The sequence below is a fragment of the Streptococcus parasanguinis genome (assembly GCF_009717775.1).
Lineage (GTDB): Bacteria > Bacillota > Bacilli > Lactobacillales > Streptococcaceae > Streptococcus > Streptococcus parasanguinis_AG.
The window spans coordinates 1-13325 of sequence record NZ_WMZF01000003.1; the positions used below are offsets into that span (position 1 = coordinate 1).

At 39.8% G+C, this 13325-nt stretch carries 25 protein-coding genes; all 25 read right to left on the minus strand.

What is annotated here, in order from left to right:
• Nucleotides 1-170: 170 nt before the first annotated feature.
• Nucleotides 171-1442 carry a glutamate-cysteine ligase family protein gene (locus tag GMC92_RS05995; RefSeq protein WP_155199985.1) on the minus strand — a complete coding sequence of 424 codons (1272 nt, stop codon included), beginning with the start codon at nt 1440-1442 and terminating at the stop codon, nt 171-173.
• A 252-nt stretch (nt 1443-1694) separates the two neighbouring features.
• Nucleotides 1695-2081 (minus strand): 50S ribosomal protein L17, encoded by a 387-nt coding sequence (gene rplQ, locus GMC92_RS06000; RefSeq protein WP_003002399.1) that lies wholly within the window; start codon nt 2079-2081, stop codon nt 1695-1697.
• Nucleotides 2082-2092: 11 nt separating this feature from the next.
• Nucleotides 2093-3031, minus strand: coding sequence for a DNA-directed RNA polymerase subunit alpha (locus GMC92_RS06005; RefSeq protein ID WP_003009635.1), 939 nt, complete (start codon nt 3029-3031; stop codon nt 2093-2095).
• Nucleotides 3032-3076: 45 nt separating this feature from the next.
• Nucleotides 3077-3460: a 30S ribosomal protein S11 gene (rpsK, locus tag GMC92_RS06010; RefSeq protein ID WP_003002390.1), complete on the minus strand. Its 384-nt coding sequence runs from the start codon at nt 3458-3460 to the stop codon at nt 3077-3079.
• Nucleotides 3461-3483: 23 nt separating this feature from the next.
• Entirely contained in the window at nt 3484-3849 is a 366-nt protein-coding gene (rpsM, locus tag GMC92_RS06015; RefSeq protein ID WP_003009631.1) for a 30S ribosomal protein S13, read from the minus strand.
• Between the two features lie 17 nt (nt 3850-3866).
• Nucleotides 3867-3983: a 50S ribosomal protein L36 gene (gene rpmJ, locus GMC92_RS06020; RefSeq protein ID WP_001808836.1), complete on the minus strand. Its 117-nt coding sequence runs from the start codon at nt 3981-3983 to the stop codon at nt 3867-3869.
• A 23-nt stretch (nt 3984-4006) separates the two neighbouring features.
• Nucleotides 4007-4225, minus strand: a complete 219-nt coding sequence (infA, locus tag GMC92_RS06025) for a translation initiation factor IF-1 (RefSeq protein ID WP_001029883.1) — start codon at nt 4223-4225, stop codon at nt 4007-4009.
• A 116-nt stretch (nt 4226-4341) separates the two neighbouring features.
• The gene (locus GMC92_RS06030; protein ID WP_021154254.1) at nt 4342-4980 is read right to left on the minus strand and encodes an adenylate kinase; all 639 of its coding nucleotides are present in this window, start codon (nt 4978-4980) and stop codon (nt 4342-4344) included.
• Nucleotides 4981-5076: 96 nt separating this feature from the next.
• Entirely contained in the window at nt 5077-6387 is a 1311-nt protein-coding gene (gene secY / locus GMC92_RS06035; RefSeq protein ID WP_023920186.1) for a preprotein translocase subunit SecY, read from the minus strand.
• Nucleotides 6388-6399: 12 nt separating this feature from the next.
• On the minus strand, nt 6400-6840 hold the full coding sequence (gene rplO / locus GMC92_RS06040) for a 50S ribosomal protein L15 (RefSeq protein ID WP_003002405.1): 441 nt from the start codon (nt 6838-6840) through the stop codon (nt 6400-6402).
• Between the two features lie 146 nt (nt 6841-6986).
• The gene (gene rpmD, locus GMC92_RS06045; RefSeq protein WP_002894509.1) at nt 6987-7169 is read right to left on the minus strand and encodes a 50S ribosomal protein L30; all 183 of its coding nucleotides are present in this window, start codon (nt 7167-7169) and stop codon (nt 6987-6989) included.
• Between the two features lie 14 nt (nt 7170-7183).
• Complete coding sequence (gene rpsE / locus GMC92_RS06050; protein ID WP_003009617.1) at nt 7184-7678, minus strand: 30S ribosomal protein S5; 495 nt, start codon at nt 7676-7678, stop codon at nt 7184-7186.
• 17 nt (nt 7679-7695) lie between these two features.
• Nucleotides 7696-8052, minus strand: a complete 357-nt coding sequence (gene rplR, locus GMC92_RS06055) for a 50S ribosomal protein L18 (RefSeq protein WP_003010871.1) — start codon at nt 8050-8052, stop codon at nt 7696-7698.
• A gap of 83 nt (nt 8053-8135) precedes the next feature.
• The gene (gene rplF, locus GMC92_RS06060) at nt 8136-8672 is read right to left on the minus strand and encodes a 50S ribosomal protein L6 (RefSeq protein ID WP_003010839.1); all 537 of its coding nucleotides are present in this window, start codon (nt 8670-8672) and stop codon (nt 8136-8138) included.
• Nucleotides 8673-8861: 189 nt separating this feature from the next.
• The gene (gene rpsH / locus GMC92_RS06065) at nt 8862-9260 is read right to left on the minus strand and encodes a 30S ribosomal protein S8 (protein WP_003010897.1); all 399 of its coding nucleotides are present in this window, start codon (nt 9258-9260) and stop codon (nt 8862-8864) included.
• A gap of 283 nt (nt 9261-9543) precedes the next feature.
• Nucleotides 9544-9729 carry a type Z 30S ribosomal protein S14 gene (locus GMC92_RS06070; protein WP_001085699.1) on the minus strand — a complete coding sequence of 62 codons (186 nt, stop codon included), beginning with the start codon at nt 9727-9729 and terminating at the stop codon, nt 9544-9546.
• A 17-nt stretch (nt 9730-9746) separates the two neighbouring features.
• Entirely contained in the window at nt 9747-10289 is a 543-nt protein-coding gene (rplE, locus tag GMC92_RS06075; protein WP_003009606.1) for a 50S ribosomal protein L5, read from the minus strand.
• 23 nt (nt 10290-10312) lie between these two features.
• Nucleotides 10313-10618 carry a 50S ribosomal protein L24 gene (rplX, locus tag GMC92_RS06080; RefSeq protein WP_003002315.1) on the minus strand — a complete coding sequence of 102 codons (306 nt, stop codon included), beginning with the start codon at nt 10616-10618 and terminating at the stop codon, nt 10313-10315.
• Between the two features lie 74 nt (nt 10619-10692).
• Nucleotides 10693-11061 (minus strand): 50S ribosomal protein L14, encoded by a 369-nt coding sequence (gene rplN, locus GMC92_RS06085; protein WP_003002384.1) that lies wholly within the window; start codon nt 11059-11061, stop codon nt 10693-10695.
• 25 nt (nt 11062-11086) lie between these two features.
• The gene (gene rpsQ, locus GMC92_RS06090) at nt 11087-11347 is read right to left on the minus strand and encodes a 30S ribosomal protein S17 (protein ID WP_000440801.1); all 261 of its coding nucleotides are present in this window, start codon (nt 11345-11347) and stop codon (nt 11087-11089) included.
• A gap of 23 nt (nt 11348-11370) precedes the next feature.
• Nucleotides 11371-11577 carry a 50S ribosomal protein L29 gene (gene rpmC / locus GMC92_RS06095; protein WP_003002350.1) on the minus strand — a complete coding sequence of 69 codons (207 nt, stop codon included), beginning with the start codon at nt 11575-11577 and terminating at the stop codon, nt 11371-11373.
• 9 nt (nt 11578-11586) lie between these two features.
• Nucleotides 11587-12000 (minus strand): 50S ribosomal protein L16, encoded by a 414-nt coding sequence (gene rplP, locus GMC92_RS06100; protein WP_000960947.1) that lies wholly within the window; start codon nt 11998-12000, stop codon nt 11587-11589.
• A gap of 3 nt (nt 12001-12003) precedes the next feature.
• Nucleotides 12004-12657 carry a 30S ribosomal protein S3 gene (rpsC, locus tag GMC92_RS06105; protein ID WP_003002336.1) on the minus strand — a complete coding sequence of 218 codons (654 nt, stop codon included), beginning with the start codon at nt 12655-12657 and terminating at the stop codon, nt 12004-12006.
• 12 nt (nt 12658-12669) lie between these two features.
• Nucleotides 12670-13014: a 50S ribosomal protein L22 gene (rplV, locus tag GMC92_RS06110; protein WP_000818139.1), complete on the minus strand. Its 345-nt coding sequence runs from the start codon at nt 13012-13014 to the stop codon at nt 12670-12672.
• Between the two features lie 11 nt (nt 13015-13025).
• A complete protein-coding gene (rpsS, locus tag GMC92_RS06115) occupies nt 13026-13307 on the minus strand; it encodes a 30S ribosomal protein S19 (protein ID WP_000533766.1) in 282 nt (93 codons plus the stop codon).
• Between the last annotated feature and the right edge of the window lie 18 nt (nt 13308-13325).

Consider the following 13325-nt stretch of genomic DNA (forward strand, 5'->3'; position numbering starts at 1 on the left):
CACATTGGTTCGTCTTGTTCAGTTTTCAAAGGTCTTTGTCGCTCTCGCGCGACAACTATATTAGTATATCATGACCTACTCTTACTGTCAACACTTTTTCTTAAAAAAATTTATTTTTTTAAAGTTTTTTTAAAAGTAATAAAGAAAAGCCTGTATTACAGGCTTTTCTATTATTCTAGTTCTTTGTTAATGATGAGAAATTTTTCTTCTCCGTAACCTCTTTTCATTAAACCTGCTTCAGCTATGTCTAGAAGATCTTTTGAAAAGGATTGGATCGCTTCTTTTTCTTCTTTACTTAGAATTTTCTTTGAATATTTCTTTCTAAGTTTTCGATAGTCCTGTTCTTCATTTTTAAAAAATGAAGAATCTTCTAAAAAGTTTTCCAGTTTTTCTAATTCTACAAACAAGCCCAACTCAAAGGCAATCGGGGCAAAAGTGGTTTCTAACGGTTGCGTACAAACACTTCTAAATTCCACAGTCCCACGAGCAGTTAAATCTTGAAATTGGTAACTTCGATGTTGTTTTAGATCTTCTTTTACAGGCTTAATGATCTTCTCATTTCCATCAGCCGTATAGGCTGTAATTTCTTTTTGATCTAGATAGTCTTCCACTCGAATTGGTTTAAAATAATAAGATTTCCCCTCTCTAGTTGCCGTAAAAATAGCCGTTCTAGCGAGATTATTAAAAAACTCTTCTTCGCTTTGGTAGTCCTTAGGATAAATCCCTACATTTTCCTTATAATAACCATGTAAGGATTCTTCCCAGAAAATATCTCTGGCAATTTTTGTATCCCAAGCCTCTGCTGAAAATTCTGAGTTAGAAAACAAATATGCTTTTGCTGCTTCAATTTTATTAAAGGCATTAATGATGCGAAGATAGTTATCGCGCCTTACATCCAATTGAACCTGGTTTCCGCATATAAATGCTCCGTACGAAGGATAAGAGTGTGTTTTCATCCCTGTACCATTCATTGCAAGGAAAGCCATTAACATCTTGTATCGTTCGATTTTCACTGGGCTATTATCATTTTCTTGCCACAGAGGATGGATTCCGTGCCCTTGGATTTCGTGATTATTTTCTTGCAAAATCGGTTGAATGATCTTCAAATAGTCCTCAAAACGTTTGGCCACCTCATTTATAGAACGAGCTCTCTCAAATGCAAATTCAATTGTATTGTAACTCAACTCGAATAGAATACGATCTTTAGAAGAGCAGTGAATCAATTGAATAGGATTTTGTTCGTCATCTATTTTTTCAACTTCAAAATCTGATAAGTTGGCTAAGGTTCGAAAAAGATTTTTCGTCACCTCTATATTTGTTTTGTTTCCATTTGTTTCTACAATCGGAAACTCTAATTCAACTCCGACAAAGAGTTCCGAATCCTCTTTCATATTACTAAGGTACTTCTCTTTTAGTAATTTAATTGCTTGTTGTTTTGTCATTGAATCCTTTTTCTTCTATTGGAGATATGGGTTCCATTATATCATTTTTTGCTATTCTCGACTACTCACAAAGCAAGACAAAACGCCTGCTTACGAAATTGTTTTAAATTAAAGCAATTTCGTAAACAAGCGTCTACCATTCATTCAATATGATGAGTGTTCCCGCTGGGGAAAATCCCCAGCGGTAGACCAGAGCTAGACTAAGAATAACAGTGTATTCCATCATCATAACACTCAACAAAATTGATGATATTATACCAATTCGATGATAGCCATTGGCGCAGCATCACCACGACGTGGTTCAGTTTTAAGGATACGAGTATATCCACCATTGCGCTCAGCATAACGAGGTGCTAATTCAGAGAACAATTTTTGAAGTGCAGTTGTTTCTGAGTATTTACCTGTTTCTTCATCAAAGTTTTGTGATGCAACTTCGTTACGTACGAATGCAGCAGCTTGACGACGTGCATGCAAATCACCACGTTTACCCAAAGTAATCATTTTTTCAACTGATTTACGGATTTCTTTCGCACGTGCTTCAGTTGTTACAATTGCTTCATTGATGATAAGATCTGTAGTCAAATCGCGAAGCATCGCTTTACGTTGTGAGCTAGTGCGTCCTAGTTTACGGTAAGCCATGTATTCCTCCTCTATTTATCGTTTTTTAACCCAAGGCCTAAGTCGGCAAGTTTGATTTTAACTTCTTCAAGACTCTTACGTCCCAAGTTACGAACTTTCATCATTTCTGCTTCTGATTTTTCAGTCAAATCGTAAACAGTATTAATGCCAGCACGTTTCAAACAGTTATATGAACGAACTGAAAGATCTAATTCTTCGATCGTACGTTCTAAAATGCGATCATCAGAAGTTGTATCTACTTCCTTCATAACATCTGTTGCAATAGCAATTTCAGTTAAGTTTGTGAATAGATTTAGGTGTTCTGTCAAAATACGAGCAGACAAACCTAAGGCATCTTCTGGAATGATTGTCCCATTTGTCAAAATTTCAAGGGTTAGCTTGTCAAAGCCATCGTTGCTACCAACGCGTGCTGGTTCAACTTGGTAATTGACTTTAGTCACTGGCGTATAGATTGAATCTACAGCAAGTGTTCCCACTGGTGCATCATCTTTTTTGTTTTGATCAGCTGGAACATAGCCACGTCCACTGTTTACAGTAAGCGTCGCTTTCAAAGATGCTCCCTCTCCGATTGTAAATAGATAATGATCAGGGTTTACAATTTCGATGTCACTATCAGTAAGAATATCTCCAGCAGTTACTTCTGCAGGTCCTTCTACATCAAGTTCAATAATCTTTTCGTCTTGGACGTAAGATTTAACGGCGATTCCTTTAACGTTAAGAATAATTTGCATAACGTCTTCACGGACTCCTGGAACGGTATCAAATTCGTGGAGTACACCTTCAATGTTGATTGAAGTGACAGCTGCACCTGGAAGTGAAGCCAGAAGTACACGACGAAGTGAGTTTCCAAGTGTTGTACCATAGCCACGTTCAAGTGGTTCTACGACAAACACGCCATAATCTTTGTTTTCATCAATTTTTGTTATATTTGGTTTTTCAAACTCAATCATTTGCTATACTCCCTCTTAAACGAAAAGCTGTGTAATTGTTGATGATTATACACGGCGACGTTTTGGAGGACGAGCACCATTGTGTGGTACAGGAGTTACATCGCGGATTGCAGTTACTTCAAGACCAGCAGCAGCAAGTGCACGAATAGCAGACTCACGACCTGAACCAGGACCTTTAACAGTTACTTCAACAGATTTAAGTCCGTGTTCTTGAGCAGCTTTTGCAGCAGCTTCTGATGCCATTTGAGCAGCAAATGGTGTAGATTTACGAGAACCTTTAAATCCAAGTGCACCTGCAGATGACCAAGCGATTGCGTTACCATGCACATCAGTAATCATAACAATTGTGTTGTTAAATGTAGCGTGAATATGAGCAATACCAGATTCGATATTCTTTTTCACACGACGTTTACGTGTTGGTTTAGCCAAGATTTTTACCTCCTTATTTTATTTTATTTTTTCTTACCTGCAATCGCAACAGCTTTACCTTTACGAGTGCGAGCATTGTTTTTAGTGTTTTGTCCACGAACTGGAAGTCCACGACGGTGACGGATACCACGGTATGAACCGATTTCCATCAAGCGTTTGATGTTCAAGTTTACTTCACGACGAAGGTCACCTTCAACTTTGATTGCGTCAACTTCACGACGGATAGCATCTTCTTGATCTGGTGTAAGATCGCGAACACGAATATCTTCAGAAACGCCTGCAGCAGCAAGGATTTTCTTAGATGTTGGAAGTCCGATACCGTACACATAAGTCAATGAAATTACTACACGTTTGTCATTTGGAATGTCAACTCCAGCAATACGAGCCATGTTTTCTCCTTTCTATCTTATCCTTGACGTTGTTTGTGTTTTGGATTTGCTGGGCAAATTACCATAACACGACCATTACGACGAATTACTTTACAGTATTCGCAAATTGGTTTGACCGATGGTCTTACTTTCATTTTTATCCCTCCAAGTTTTTCGATTATTTAAAGCGGTATGTGATACGTCCACGTGTCAAATCGTACGGACTCATCTCCACTGTAACACGATCTCCCGCTAAAATACGAATATAGTTTTTACGAATTTTACCAGAAACTGTTGCTAAAATCTGATGTCCATTTTCAAGTTCAACCGTAAACATAGCATTCGGCATTGTATCGACTACTTTGCCTTCTACTTCAATCACATCGTCTTTTGCCACGCAAAAGTACCTCCATAAATTTCGATTCATTCCTCTGAGCACAGAGGTAACAATTATAAGTCAGACTAACTAATTGTAACACTAGTTGTCCAATATTGCAAGCATGAAAAACGCTTTTATTTCAAATTTGACAAGACTTTTTCAATGTCTGAAAATACATCATTGATATCTTGGTTCCCTTGGATGTCATGTACGAGTCCTTTTGAACGATAAAATTCAATGATTGGTTCACCTTGGGCAATATTAACATCCAAACGACGTTTTACTGTCTCAGGTTTATCATCTTCACGTTGGTAGTAATCTTCCTCTTTGTAATCAACTGGTGGATTGAATACTTTATGGAAAGTTTCTCCAGTTTGACGATGAATGATACGTCCGCTCAAACGCTCTAAAAGACTGTCTGGATTTACTTCGATGTTGATAACACCTTCAAGCTCAATACCAAGTTCAGCCAATGTTTTATCTAAAGCATGAGCTTGCTCAATGGTACGTGGATATCCGTCTAACAAGAAACCTGTTTCTTTAATATCATCTTGAGCAAGGCGTTCTTTTACAATTCCATTGGTTACTTCATCTGGTACCAACTCACCTTTATCAATGTATGATTTTGCAAGCACACCCATTTCAGTTTGGTTAGCCATCGCTGCGCGGAACATATCTCCAGTGGAGATATGCGCTACGTGAAACTCTTCAACGATTTTAGCTGCTTGAGTTCCTTTACCTGCTCCAGGCAACCCCATAATTAAAAGATTCATGATGAATTCTCCTTATTTTGTTTTTAAATGGAAGCAGGAGCGAATTCCTATTTCCATTTAAAAACAAAATAGAAGGCTGACAAAGTCAACCTTATTCTATTCTGTTGTTGTGTCCATAAATCCGACATACTTACGTTTTAATAAGTAGCCTTCTAATTGTTTCATTCCCTCAATACCTGTTGAAATAATGATTAACAAACTAGTTCCTCCAAGAGCCACTGCATCTGTCAAACCAAATAAATCTCGAGCCAGGATTGGAATGATGGTAATAAAGCCAAGGAATACTGATCCGACGCTTGCTAAACGACGTAGCAAACGAGACATAAACTCTTCTGTCCCCTTACCAGGGCGGACGCCTGGGATATAGGCACCACTCTTTTGAAGGTTTTCTGCCGTTTTTTCAGGATTGATCTGAACAAACGTGTAGAAGAAGGTGAAGAGAATGATCAATAAGGCATACATTGCCACACCAGTTGGTGTGTTTGTAGCCAACATGGCTTGAGCTGTTTTCACCCATCCTGCATTGTAACCCATAGCGCTAATCACTTGGAAAATTGCAGCAGGCGCTGCTGTAATCGAACTAGCGAAGATGACAGGAATAACTCCTGCTGGGTTTACTTTCAAAGGTAGGTAAGAACTTGATGGAGCTCCTTGTGCAATCTTTGTATATTGGATTGGAATCTTGTATTGTGCTTGCTCCACAAAGGTTGTAAAGTAAACAATAACCAAGACAGCAAGGATTAATACCCCAACAAAAATGAGGGAATTGGTCATTTGACCAGAACGAACATTCACAAATGCATTTTCATAGATTTCTTTAATCATCTCAGGAATTGATGACACAATCCCTGCAAAGATAATCATTGAAACACCATTACCGTACCCTTTATCTGTGATTTGTTCTCCAAGCCAAGTCACAATCATGGAACCGGTCGTCAGAATCGCACCGATTAATAGATAGGTCTTGGTATTTGGAGTTGCGACTAATTTCGCCTGAGACAAAGTGTGGAAGGTGGCTGTAATCCCGATGGATTGAACAAAGGCTAGAACCAAAGAAATATAGCGTGTTGCTTGGTTGAGCTTTCTTCGACCAACTTCCCCTTGTTTGCCCCATTCAACAAACTTAGGTAACAGATCCATTTGCAAAAGTTGCACGACGATCGAAGCTGTGATGTATGGGCTAACCCCTAATGCGAAAACTGAGAAGTTCCTCATGGCATTCCCAGAAACCAAACTGAGCATGTTCAAGAAGGACACATCTTGAAGGTTGTTCAGAATTTTCGCATTTACACCAGGCACTGTAATCGTGGTCCCAATGCGGAAAACAAGAATGATGAAGATCGTAAATAAAATCTTCGACCGTACTTGTTTCACCTTAAATGCATCTTTTAATAATTTAAAAAACATAGGTCACCTCACTTAGATGACTTCAACTGAACCACCTTTAGCAGTGATAGCTTCTTCAGCTGATTTAGAGAATTTAGCTGCTTTAACAGTCAACTTCTTAGTCAATTCTCCGTTACCAAGAATTTTGATACCTGATTTTTCAGCTTTTACAATTCCTGATTCTACAAGTACTACTGGAGTTACTTCAGCACCATCTTCAAAGGCGTTCAATTGATCAAGGTTCACAATAGCATATTCTTTAGCGTTGATGTTTGTAAATCCACGTTTTGGAAGACGACGGAACAATGGAGTTTGTCCACCTTCAAAACCAAGACGTACACCGCCACCGCTACGAGCTTTTTGACCTTTTTGACCACGGCCAGAAGTTTTACCATTACCAGATGAAGTACCACGACCAACACGGTTGCGGACTTTACGTGAACCTGTAGCAGGTTGTAATTCATGAAGTTTCATTATTAATTTTCTCCTCTTTTGTAAATTGCTAACGCATGTAATCAGGAAAAGGTGTCCTAACTACAAACTCGCCTATACTTATATTTAGTTTTAGGGGATGAGAACCTCTCATACCCCTGAAAACTTTGTTTCTATTTTTAAATAGATTATTTTACTTCTTCAACTGTTACCAAGTGAGATACAGCAGTGATCATACCACGTACTGCTGGGTTATCTTCTTTAATAACAGAGCTGTTCAATTTGCCAAGTCCAAGTGCTACAACAGTTTTACGTTGTGACGGGATGCGTCCGATTGGAGACTTAGTCAAAGTAATTTTAATTTGAGCCATTTGAATCTCCTTTCTTAAGCCAAGTCAGAAACTGAAATACCACGAAGGGCAGCAACTTCATCAGCGCGTTTCAATTGTGCTAAACCGTTAACAGTTGCACGAACGATGTTGATTGGAGTGTTTGATCCAAGTGATTTAGATGTAACATCTGCAATACCTGCCAATTCGACAACGGCACGAACTGCTCCACCTGCAGCAACCCCAGCCCCTTCGATAGCTGGTTTCAACAATACACGAGCTCCACCAAATACTGATGTTACTTCGTGTGGAATTGTTGTTCCAACCATAGGAACTTCGATCAAGTTTTTCTTAGCATCTTCAACAGCCTTACGGATTGCTTCTGGAACTTCTTGAGCTTTACCAGTACCAAATCCAACACGGCCATTACGGTCACCAACAACTACAAGAGCGGCAAAACGAAGACGACGTCCACCTTTAACAACTTTTGTTACACGGTTGATGGCAACTACGCGTTCTTCAAGTTCAACTGCATTATCTTTAAATGCCATTTTCTAGTGTCCTCCTATTAGAATTTCAATCCGTTTTCACGAGCTGCATCAGCCAAAGCTTTAACACGTCCGTGATATAGATATCCACCGCGGTCGAACACCACTTCAGAAATACCTTTAGCAACTGCACGTTCAGCAACAAGTTTGCCGACAACAACGGCTTGTTCAGTTTTAGTTCCTTTTGAAACTTCTTTGTCAAGAGTTGAAGCGCTTGCGAGCGTTACACCCGCTACGTCATCAATTACTTGAGCGTAGATGCCTGTATTAGAACGGAATACGTTCAAACGTGGGCGATCAGCAGTTCCAGAGAGTTTTCCGCGAACGCGACGGTGGCGTTTTTGACGGATTTTGTTTTTATCTGGTTTCGAAATCACAATTTTCACCTCTTAATTTTAAAATCATGTGCTAAGCACTGAGTTGGTAAGATGAAGGTTGGTTGAAAAACAACCAAACTACATTATTTACCTGTTTTACCTTCTTTGCGGCGAACGTATTCACCAACATAACGGATCCCTTTACCTTTGTATGGTTCAGGTGAACGAAGGCTACGTACATAAGCAGCTGTTTGACCAACTACTTCTTTTGAAATTCCGCTAACAACGATTGTTGTTGGGTTTGGAAGTTCAAAAGTAATTCCTTCTGGAGCTTCAACTTCGTCTGGGTGTGATTTACCAACAGCCAAAACAAGTTTTGATCCTTGAAGTTGTGCACGGTATCCAACCCCGCGCATTTCAAGTTCTTTCTTGAATCCTTCTGATACACCAGTAACCATGTTGTTCAAAAGGGCACGAGTTGTTCCGTGGATTGTTTTCATTTCTTTTGAATCGTTTGGACGGTGAAGTGTTACTTCAGTACCTTCCACACGGATTTCAATATCTTTTGAGAACGTACGAGTAAGTTCTCCTTTAGGTCCTTTTACAGTTACAACGTTGTCATTGTTAGTGATTTCAACACCAGCAGGCAACACGATAACTTTATTACCAATACGTGACATGTTTTTTATTCTCCTGTTAAATTGTCAGGCCTTTGCGGGCCAGTTTTCACGGGGTTTAAATCTTTTTGATTTAAAAGTTAATGTTTAGGTCTCATTTTCTAAGTGAATCAAGGCATTGTCTCGCAGACATAACTTTGGGTTAGGCAAGAGACAATAACGAAGAGTCACAACGAAATCGGGAACTAAATATTACCAAACGTAAGCAATAACTTCCCCACCAACGTTCTTTTGGCGTGCTTCTTTATCAGTAAGCAAACCTTCAGAAGTTGAAAGGATAGCAATTCCAAGTCCGTTAAGAACTTTTGGAAGATCTTCACGTTTTTTGTAAACACGCAAACCTGGTTTAGATACACGTTTCAAGTTTGTGATAACTTTTTCACCGTTTTGTCCGTATTTCAAGAATACACGGATGATGCCTTGTTTGTCATCTTCGATGAATTCAACGTTTTTTACAAAACCTTCGCGTTTAAGGATTTCAGCAATCCCTTTTTTGATGTTTGATGCAGGTACTTCAAGTACTTCGTGTTTTGCTTGGTTAGCGTTACGAATACGTGTAAGGAAGTCTGCGATTGGGTCAGTCATAACCATTATAATTTCTCCTCTTACTAGTAGTTTGCAAGTTGCACTTGCTAGTTAATACATGATACAGAGAGCGTAACAGCGAGAGCAAAAATAGGCAATTTGATGCAGGAGCGATGCTCCAAAGAAAATTGGTCTTTTTTGCCAAAGCTGTAGCTCGTGTTCAAATTGGCAAGCCCAACTGAACCCGGGCTAAACTCTGTGTGAAAAAGATAAACTTTCCTAGAAACTAAAGTTTCTTCGCCAAGTTTCCTATTTTCACTTGGAGTTTTAACGCCCTTGATATCTTAAATTACCAAGATGCTTTTGTGACACCTGGGATTTGACCTTTGTATGCCAATTCACGGAAGCAAACACGGCAAAGTTTAAACTTGCGGTAAACTGAGTGTGGACGTCCACAACGTTCACAGCGAGTGTATGCTTGAGTAGAGAACTTCGCTGGGCGTTTGTTCTTAGCAATCATTGATTTTTTAGCCATTAGTTTTACCTCCTATATTATTTTGCAAACGGCATACCGAGGCCAGTAAGCAATGCACGCGATTCTTCGTCTGTATTCGCTGTAGTTACGATTACGATATCCAAACCACGAGTTTTATCAACATCATCAAAGTTGATTTCTGGGAAGATCAATTGTTCTTTCACACCAAGTGTGTAGTTTCCGCGTCCATCAAATGATTTTGTTGGAACACCATGGAAGTCACGTACACGTGGAAGTGAAACTGTTACCAATTTATCCAAGAATTCGTACATGCGTTCACCACGAAGGGTAACTTTTGCACCGATCGCAACACCTTCACGAAGACGGAAGCCGGCGATTGATTTTTTAGCCTTAGTGATCAATGGTTTTTGACCTGAGATCAAAGCAAGCTCTTCAGCAGCTTTTTCAAGGTTTTTAGCATTTGATACTGCATCACCAACACCCATGTTCAAAACGATTTTATCAACTTTTGGCACAGCCATAACTGATGAATAGTTGAACTGTTCAGTCAATGATGGTACTACTTCATTAAGGTATTTTTCTTTTAAACGATTAGCCATTATACTTCTCCTTTCCTTCGTGATTAGTCAAGCACTTCGCCTGATTTTTTGTTGTAGCGAACTTTTTTGCCGTCTACAAATTTGTAGCCAACACGTCCAGCAACACCGTTTTTGTCCAAAACTTGAACGTTAGAAGCATGGATTGGAGCTTCTTTTTCAACGATTGCACCTTGAGGGTTTTCGTTATTTGGACGTTGGTGTTTCTTGATGATATTTACACCTTCTACAACAACTTTATTTACTTTTGGAAGAGCAGTAAGAACAACAGCTTCTACGCCTTTGTCTTTACCAGCGATAACGCGAACTTTGTCGCCTTTTTTTACAAACATTTTATTCTCCTTTTATTCTTACGCCCGATGGGCACCCTGGCTAAGCCAGGGGACTGTGTTTGTTTTTTTATTGATTAAAGTACTTCTGGAGCAAGTGATACGATCTTCATAAATCCACCGTCACGCAATTCACGTGCAACTGGGCCAAAGATACGAGTTCCGCGAGGAGTTTTGTCGTCACGGATGATCACTGCTGCATTTTCGTCGAACTTGATGTATGAACCATCTTTACGACGAGCACCTGATTTAGTACGAACGATAACAGCTTTTACAACGTCACCTTTCTTAACCGCACCACCAGGAGTAGCTTGTTTTACAGATGCAACGATTACATCACCGATGCTCGCGAATTTACGTTTTGAACCACCAAGAACTTTGATTGTCAAGATTTCGCGTGCGCCACTGTTGTCAGCGACTTTCAAACGAGTTTCTGTTTGAATCATTTACGTTTTCTCCTTTCAGGTATGATTAGATGATGACCGCTTCTTCAACGACTTCTACAAGACGGAAGCGTTTTGTAGCTGAAAGCGGACGAGTTTCCATGATACGAACGATATCGCCTTCTTTAGCAACATTGTTTTCATCATGAGCTTTGTATTTTTTAGAATAGTTGATACGTTTACCATAGACTGGGTGGTTACGTTTAGTTTCAACTACAACTGTGATTGTTTTGTCCATTTTGTCAGACACAACGCGTCCAACAAGAACTTTACGATTATTGCGTTCCATTGAAATTCTCCTTCCCTAGTCTATTATTTAGCTTCTGATTGAACAGTTTTGATACGAGCGATTTGTTTTTTCACTTCTTTCAAACGTCCAGTTTGTTCCAATTGACCAGCAGCTGCTTGGAAACGAAGTTCAAACAATTCTTTCTTCAATTCATTTTCACGCTTCGCGAGTTCTTCTTGAGAAAGACCACGAAGTTCTTTAACAAATTCTTTTACTTCTGTAAGTTTCATGACCTCTCCTTATTCTGCTTCACGTTTCACAAATTTAGTTTTAACTGGCAATTTGTGGCTAGCAAGACGAAGTGCTTCGCGTGCGATCTCTTCAGATACACCAGCGATTTCGAACATTACTTTACCACGTTTAACTGGTGCTACCCAACCTTCAGGAGCCCCTTTACCAGATCCCATACGTACCCCGATAGCTTTAGCGGTGTATGATTTGTGTGGGAAAATCTTAATCCAAACTTTACCACCACGTTTCATGTAACGAGTCATGGCGATACGAGCAGCTTCGATTTGACGGTTTGTGATCCAGTGGCTAGTTGTAGCTTGAAGACCGTATTCACCGAATGCTACTTCTTTTCCACCTTTTGCTTCACCGCGCATTTTACCACGGAATTCGCGACGGTGTTTTACACGTTTAGGTACTAACATTGGTTATTTACCTCCTTTAGCGTCTTTACGAGCTGGAAGAACTTCACCACGGTAGATCCATACTTTAACACCAAGTTTACCGTAAGTAGTGTCTGCTTCTTCCCAAGCGTAATCGATATCAGCGCGAAGTGTGTGAAGTGGAACAGTTCCTTCAGAGTATCCTTCTGCACGGGCAATATCTGCACCGTTCAAACGACCTGATACTTGAGTTTTGATTCCTTTAGCTCCAGCACGCATAGCACGTTGGATCGCTTGTTTTTGTGCACGACGGAAAGCAACACGTTGTTCCAATTGACGAGCGATTCCTTCACCAACAAGGTGAGCATCCAAGTCAGGACGTTTGATCTCAATGATGTTGATGTGTACTTGTTTACCAGTCAATTTGTTAAGAGCTGCACGAAGTGCATCAACGTTTGCTCCACCTTTACCGATAACCATACCTGGTTTAGCAGTGTGAAGAGAAACGTTAACTTTGTTTACTGCGCGTTCGATTTCAATAGTTGAAACGGCTGCGTCAGCCAATTCTTTTTGAATGAATTTACGGATTGCAAGATCTTCATGAAGGTAATCCGCGTATTCTTTTTCAGCATACCATTTGGCATCCCAATCACGGATGATACCAACACGCATACCAATTGGATGTACTTTTTGACCCACGAGTTTACCTCCTTATTTTTCTGCAACAGCTACTGTGATGTGAGCTGTACGTTTGTTGATTGGTGAAGCTGAACCTTTCGCACGTGGACGGAAACGTTTCATTGTTGGTCCTTCGTTTGCGAATGCTTCAGATACTACCAAGTTAGCTTTTTCCAAACCAAAGTTGTTTTCAGCGTTTGCTACTGCTGAGTTCAACACTTTAAGGATGATCCCTGCAGCTTTGTTTGGTGTGAATGTCAAAATAGCGATGGCATCGGCTACGCTTTTACCACGGATGTTGTCAAGAACAAGACGTGATTTACGAGGTGAAACACGCACTGTACGAGCCATTGCTTTAGCTGAAGTAATTTCTGCCATTTATGTTCTCCTTATTTTCTACGTGTCTTCTTGTCGTCTGCCGCGTGACCTTTGTAAGTACGAGTTGGTGCAAATTCACCAAGCTTGTGACCTACCATGTCTTCTTGGATGTAAACAGGTACATGTTTACGTCCATCATAAACTGCGATAGTGTATCCGATGAAACTTGGGAAGATCGTTGAACGACGTGACCAAGTTTTAATTACTTTTTTCTTTTCGTCGTTTGCTTGAGCTTCAACTTTTTTCATCAAATGCTCATCGACGAAAGGTCCTTTTTTAAGACTACGTCCCATTTTGTAATTTTCTCCTTT

Bases quoted from the DNA above. Each gene is read 5' to 3' on its own strand.
- GMC92_RS05995 (WP_155199985.1), bottom strand. From the start codon at position 1,442: ATGACAAAACAACAAGCAATTAAATTACTAAAAGAGAAGTACCTTAGT.
- rplQ (WP_003002399.1), bottom strand. From the start codon at position 2,081: ATGGCTTACCGTAAACTAGGACGCACTAGCTCACAACGTAAAGCGATG.
- GMC92_RS06005 (WP_003009635.1), bottom strand. From the start codon at position 3,031: ATGATTGAGTTTGAAAAACCAAATATAACAAAAATTGATGAAAACAAA.
- rpsM (WP_003009631.1), bottom strand. From the start codon at position 3,849: ATGGCTCGTATTGCTGGAGTTGACATTCCAAATGACAAACGTGTAGTA.
- rpmJ (WP_001808836.1), bottom strand. From the start codon at position 3,983: ATGAAAGTAAGACCATCGGTCAAACCAATTTGCGAATACTGTAAAGTA.
- GMC92_RS06030 (WP_021154254.1), bottom strand. From the start codon at position 4,980: ATGAATCTTTTAATTATGGGGTTGCCTGGAGCAGGTAAAGGAACTCAA.
- secY (WP_023920186.1), bottom strand. From the start codon at position 6,387: ATGTTTTTTAAATTATTAAAAGATGCATTTAAGGTGAAACAAGTACGG.
- rplO (WP_003002405.1), bottom strand. From the start codon at position 6,840: ATGAAACTTCATGAATTACAACCTGCTACAGGTTCACGTAAAGTCCGC.
- rpmD (WP_002894509.1), bottom strand. From the start codon at position 7,169: ATGGCTCAAATTAAAATTACTTTGACTAAGTCTCCAATCGGACGCATC.
- rpsE (WP_003009617.1), bottom strand. From the start codon at position 7,678: ATGGCATTTAAAGATAATGCAGTTGAACTTGAAGAACGCGTAGTTGCC.
- rplF (WP_003010839.1), bottom strand. From the start codon at position 8,672: ATGTCACGTATTGGTAATAAAGTTATCGTGTTGCCTGCTGGTGTTGAA.
- rpsH (WP_003010897.1), bottom strand. From the start codon at position 9,260: ATGGTTATGACTGACCCAATCGCAGACTTCCTTACACGTATTCGTAAC.
- GMC92_RS06070 (WP_001085699.1), bottom strand. From the start codon at position 9,729: ATGGCTAAAAAATCAATGATTGCTAAGAACAAACGCCCAGCGAAGTTC.
- rplE (WP_003009606.1), bottom strand. From the start codon at position 10,289: ATGGCTAATCGTTTAAAAGAAAAATACCTTAATGAAGTAGTACCATCA.
- rplX (WP_003002315.1), bottom strand. From the start codon at position 10,618: ATGTTTGTAAAAAAAGGCGACAAAGTTCGCGTTATCGCTGGTAAAGAC.
- rplN (WP_003002384.1), bottom strand. From the start codon at position 11,061: ATGATTCAAACAGAAACTCGTTTGAAAGTCGCTGACAACAGTGGCGCA.
- rpsQ (WP_000440801.1), bottom strand. From the start codon at position 11,347: ATGGAACGCAATAATCGTAAAGTTCTTGTTGGACGCGTTGTGTCTGAC.
- rpmC (WP_003002350.1), bottom strand. From the start codon at position 11,577: ATGAAACTTACAGAAGTAAAAGAATTTGTTAAAGAACTTCGTGGTCTT.
- rplP (WP_000960947.1), bottom strand. From the start codon at position 12,000: ATGTTAGTACCTAAACGTGTAAAACACCGTCGCGAATTCCGTGGTAAA.
- rplV (WP_000818139.1), bottom strand. From the start codon at position 13,014: ATGGCAGAAATTACTTCAGCTAAAGCAATGGCTCGTACAGTGCGTGTT.
- rpsS (WP_000533766.1), bottom strand. From the start codon at position 13,307: ATGGGACGTAGTCTTAAAAAAGGACCTTTCGTCGATGAGCATTTGATG.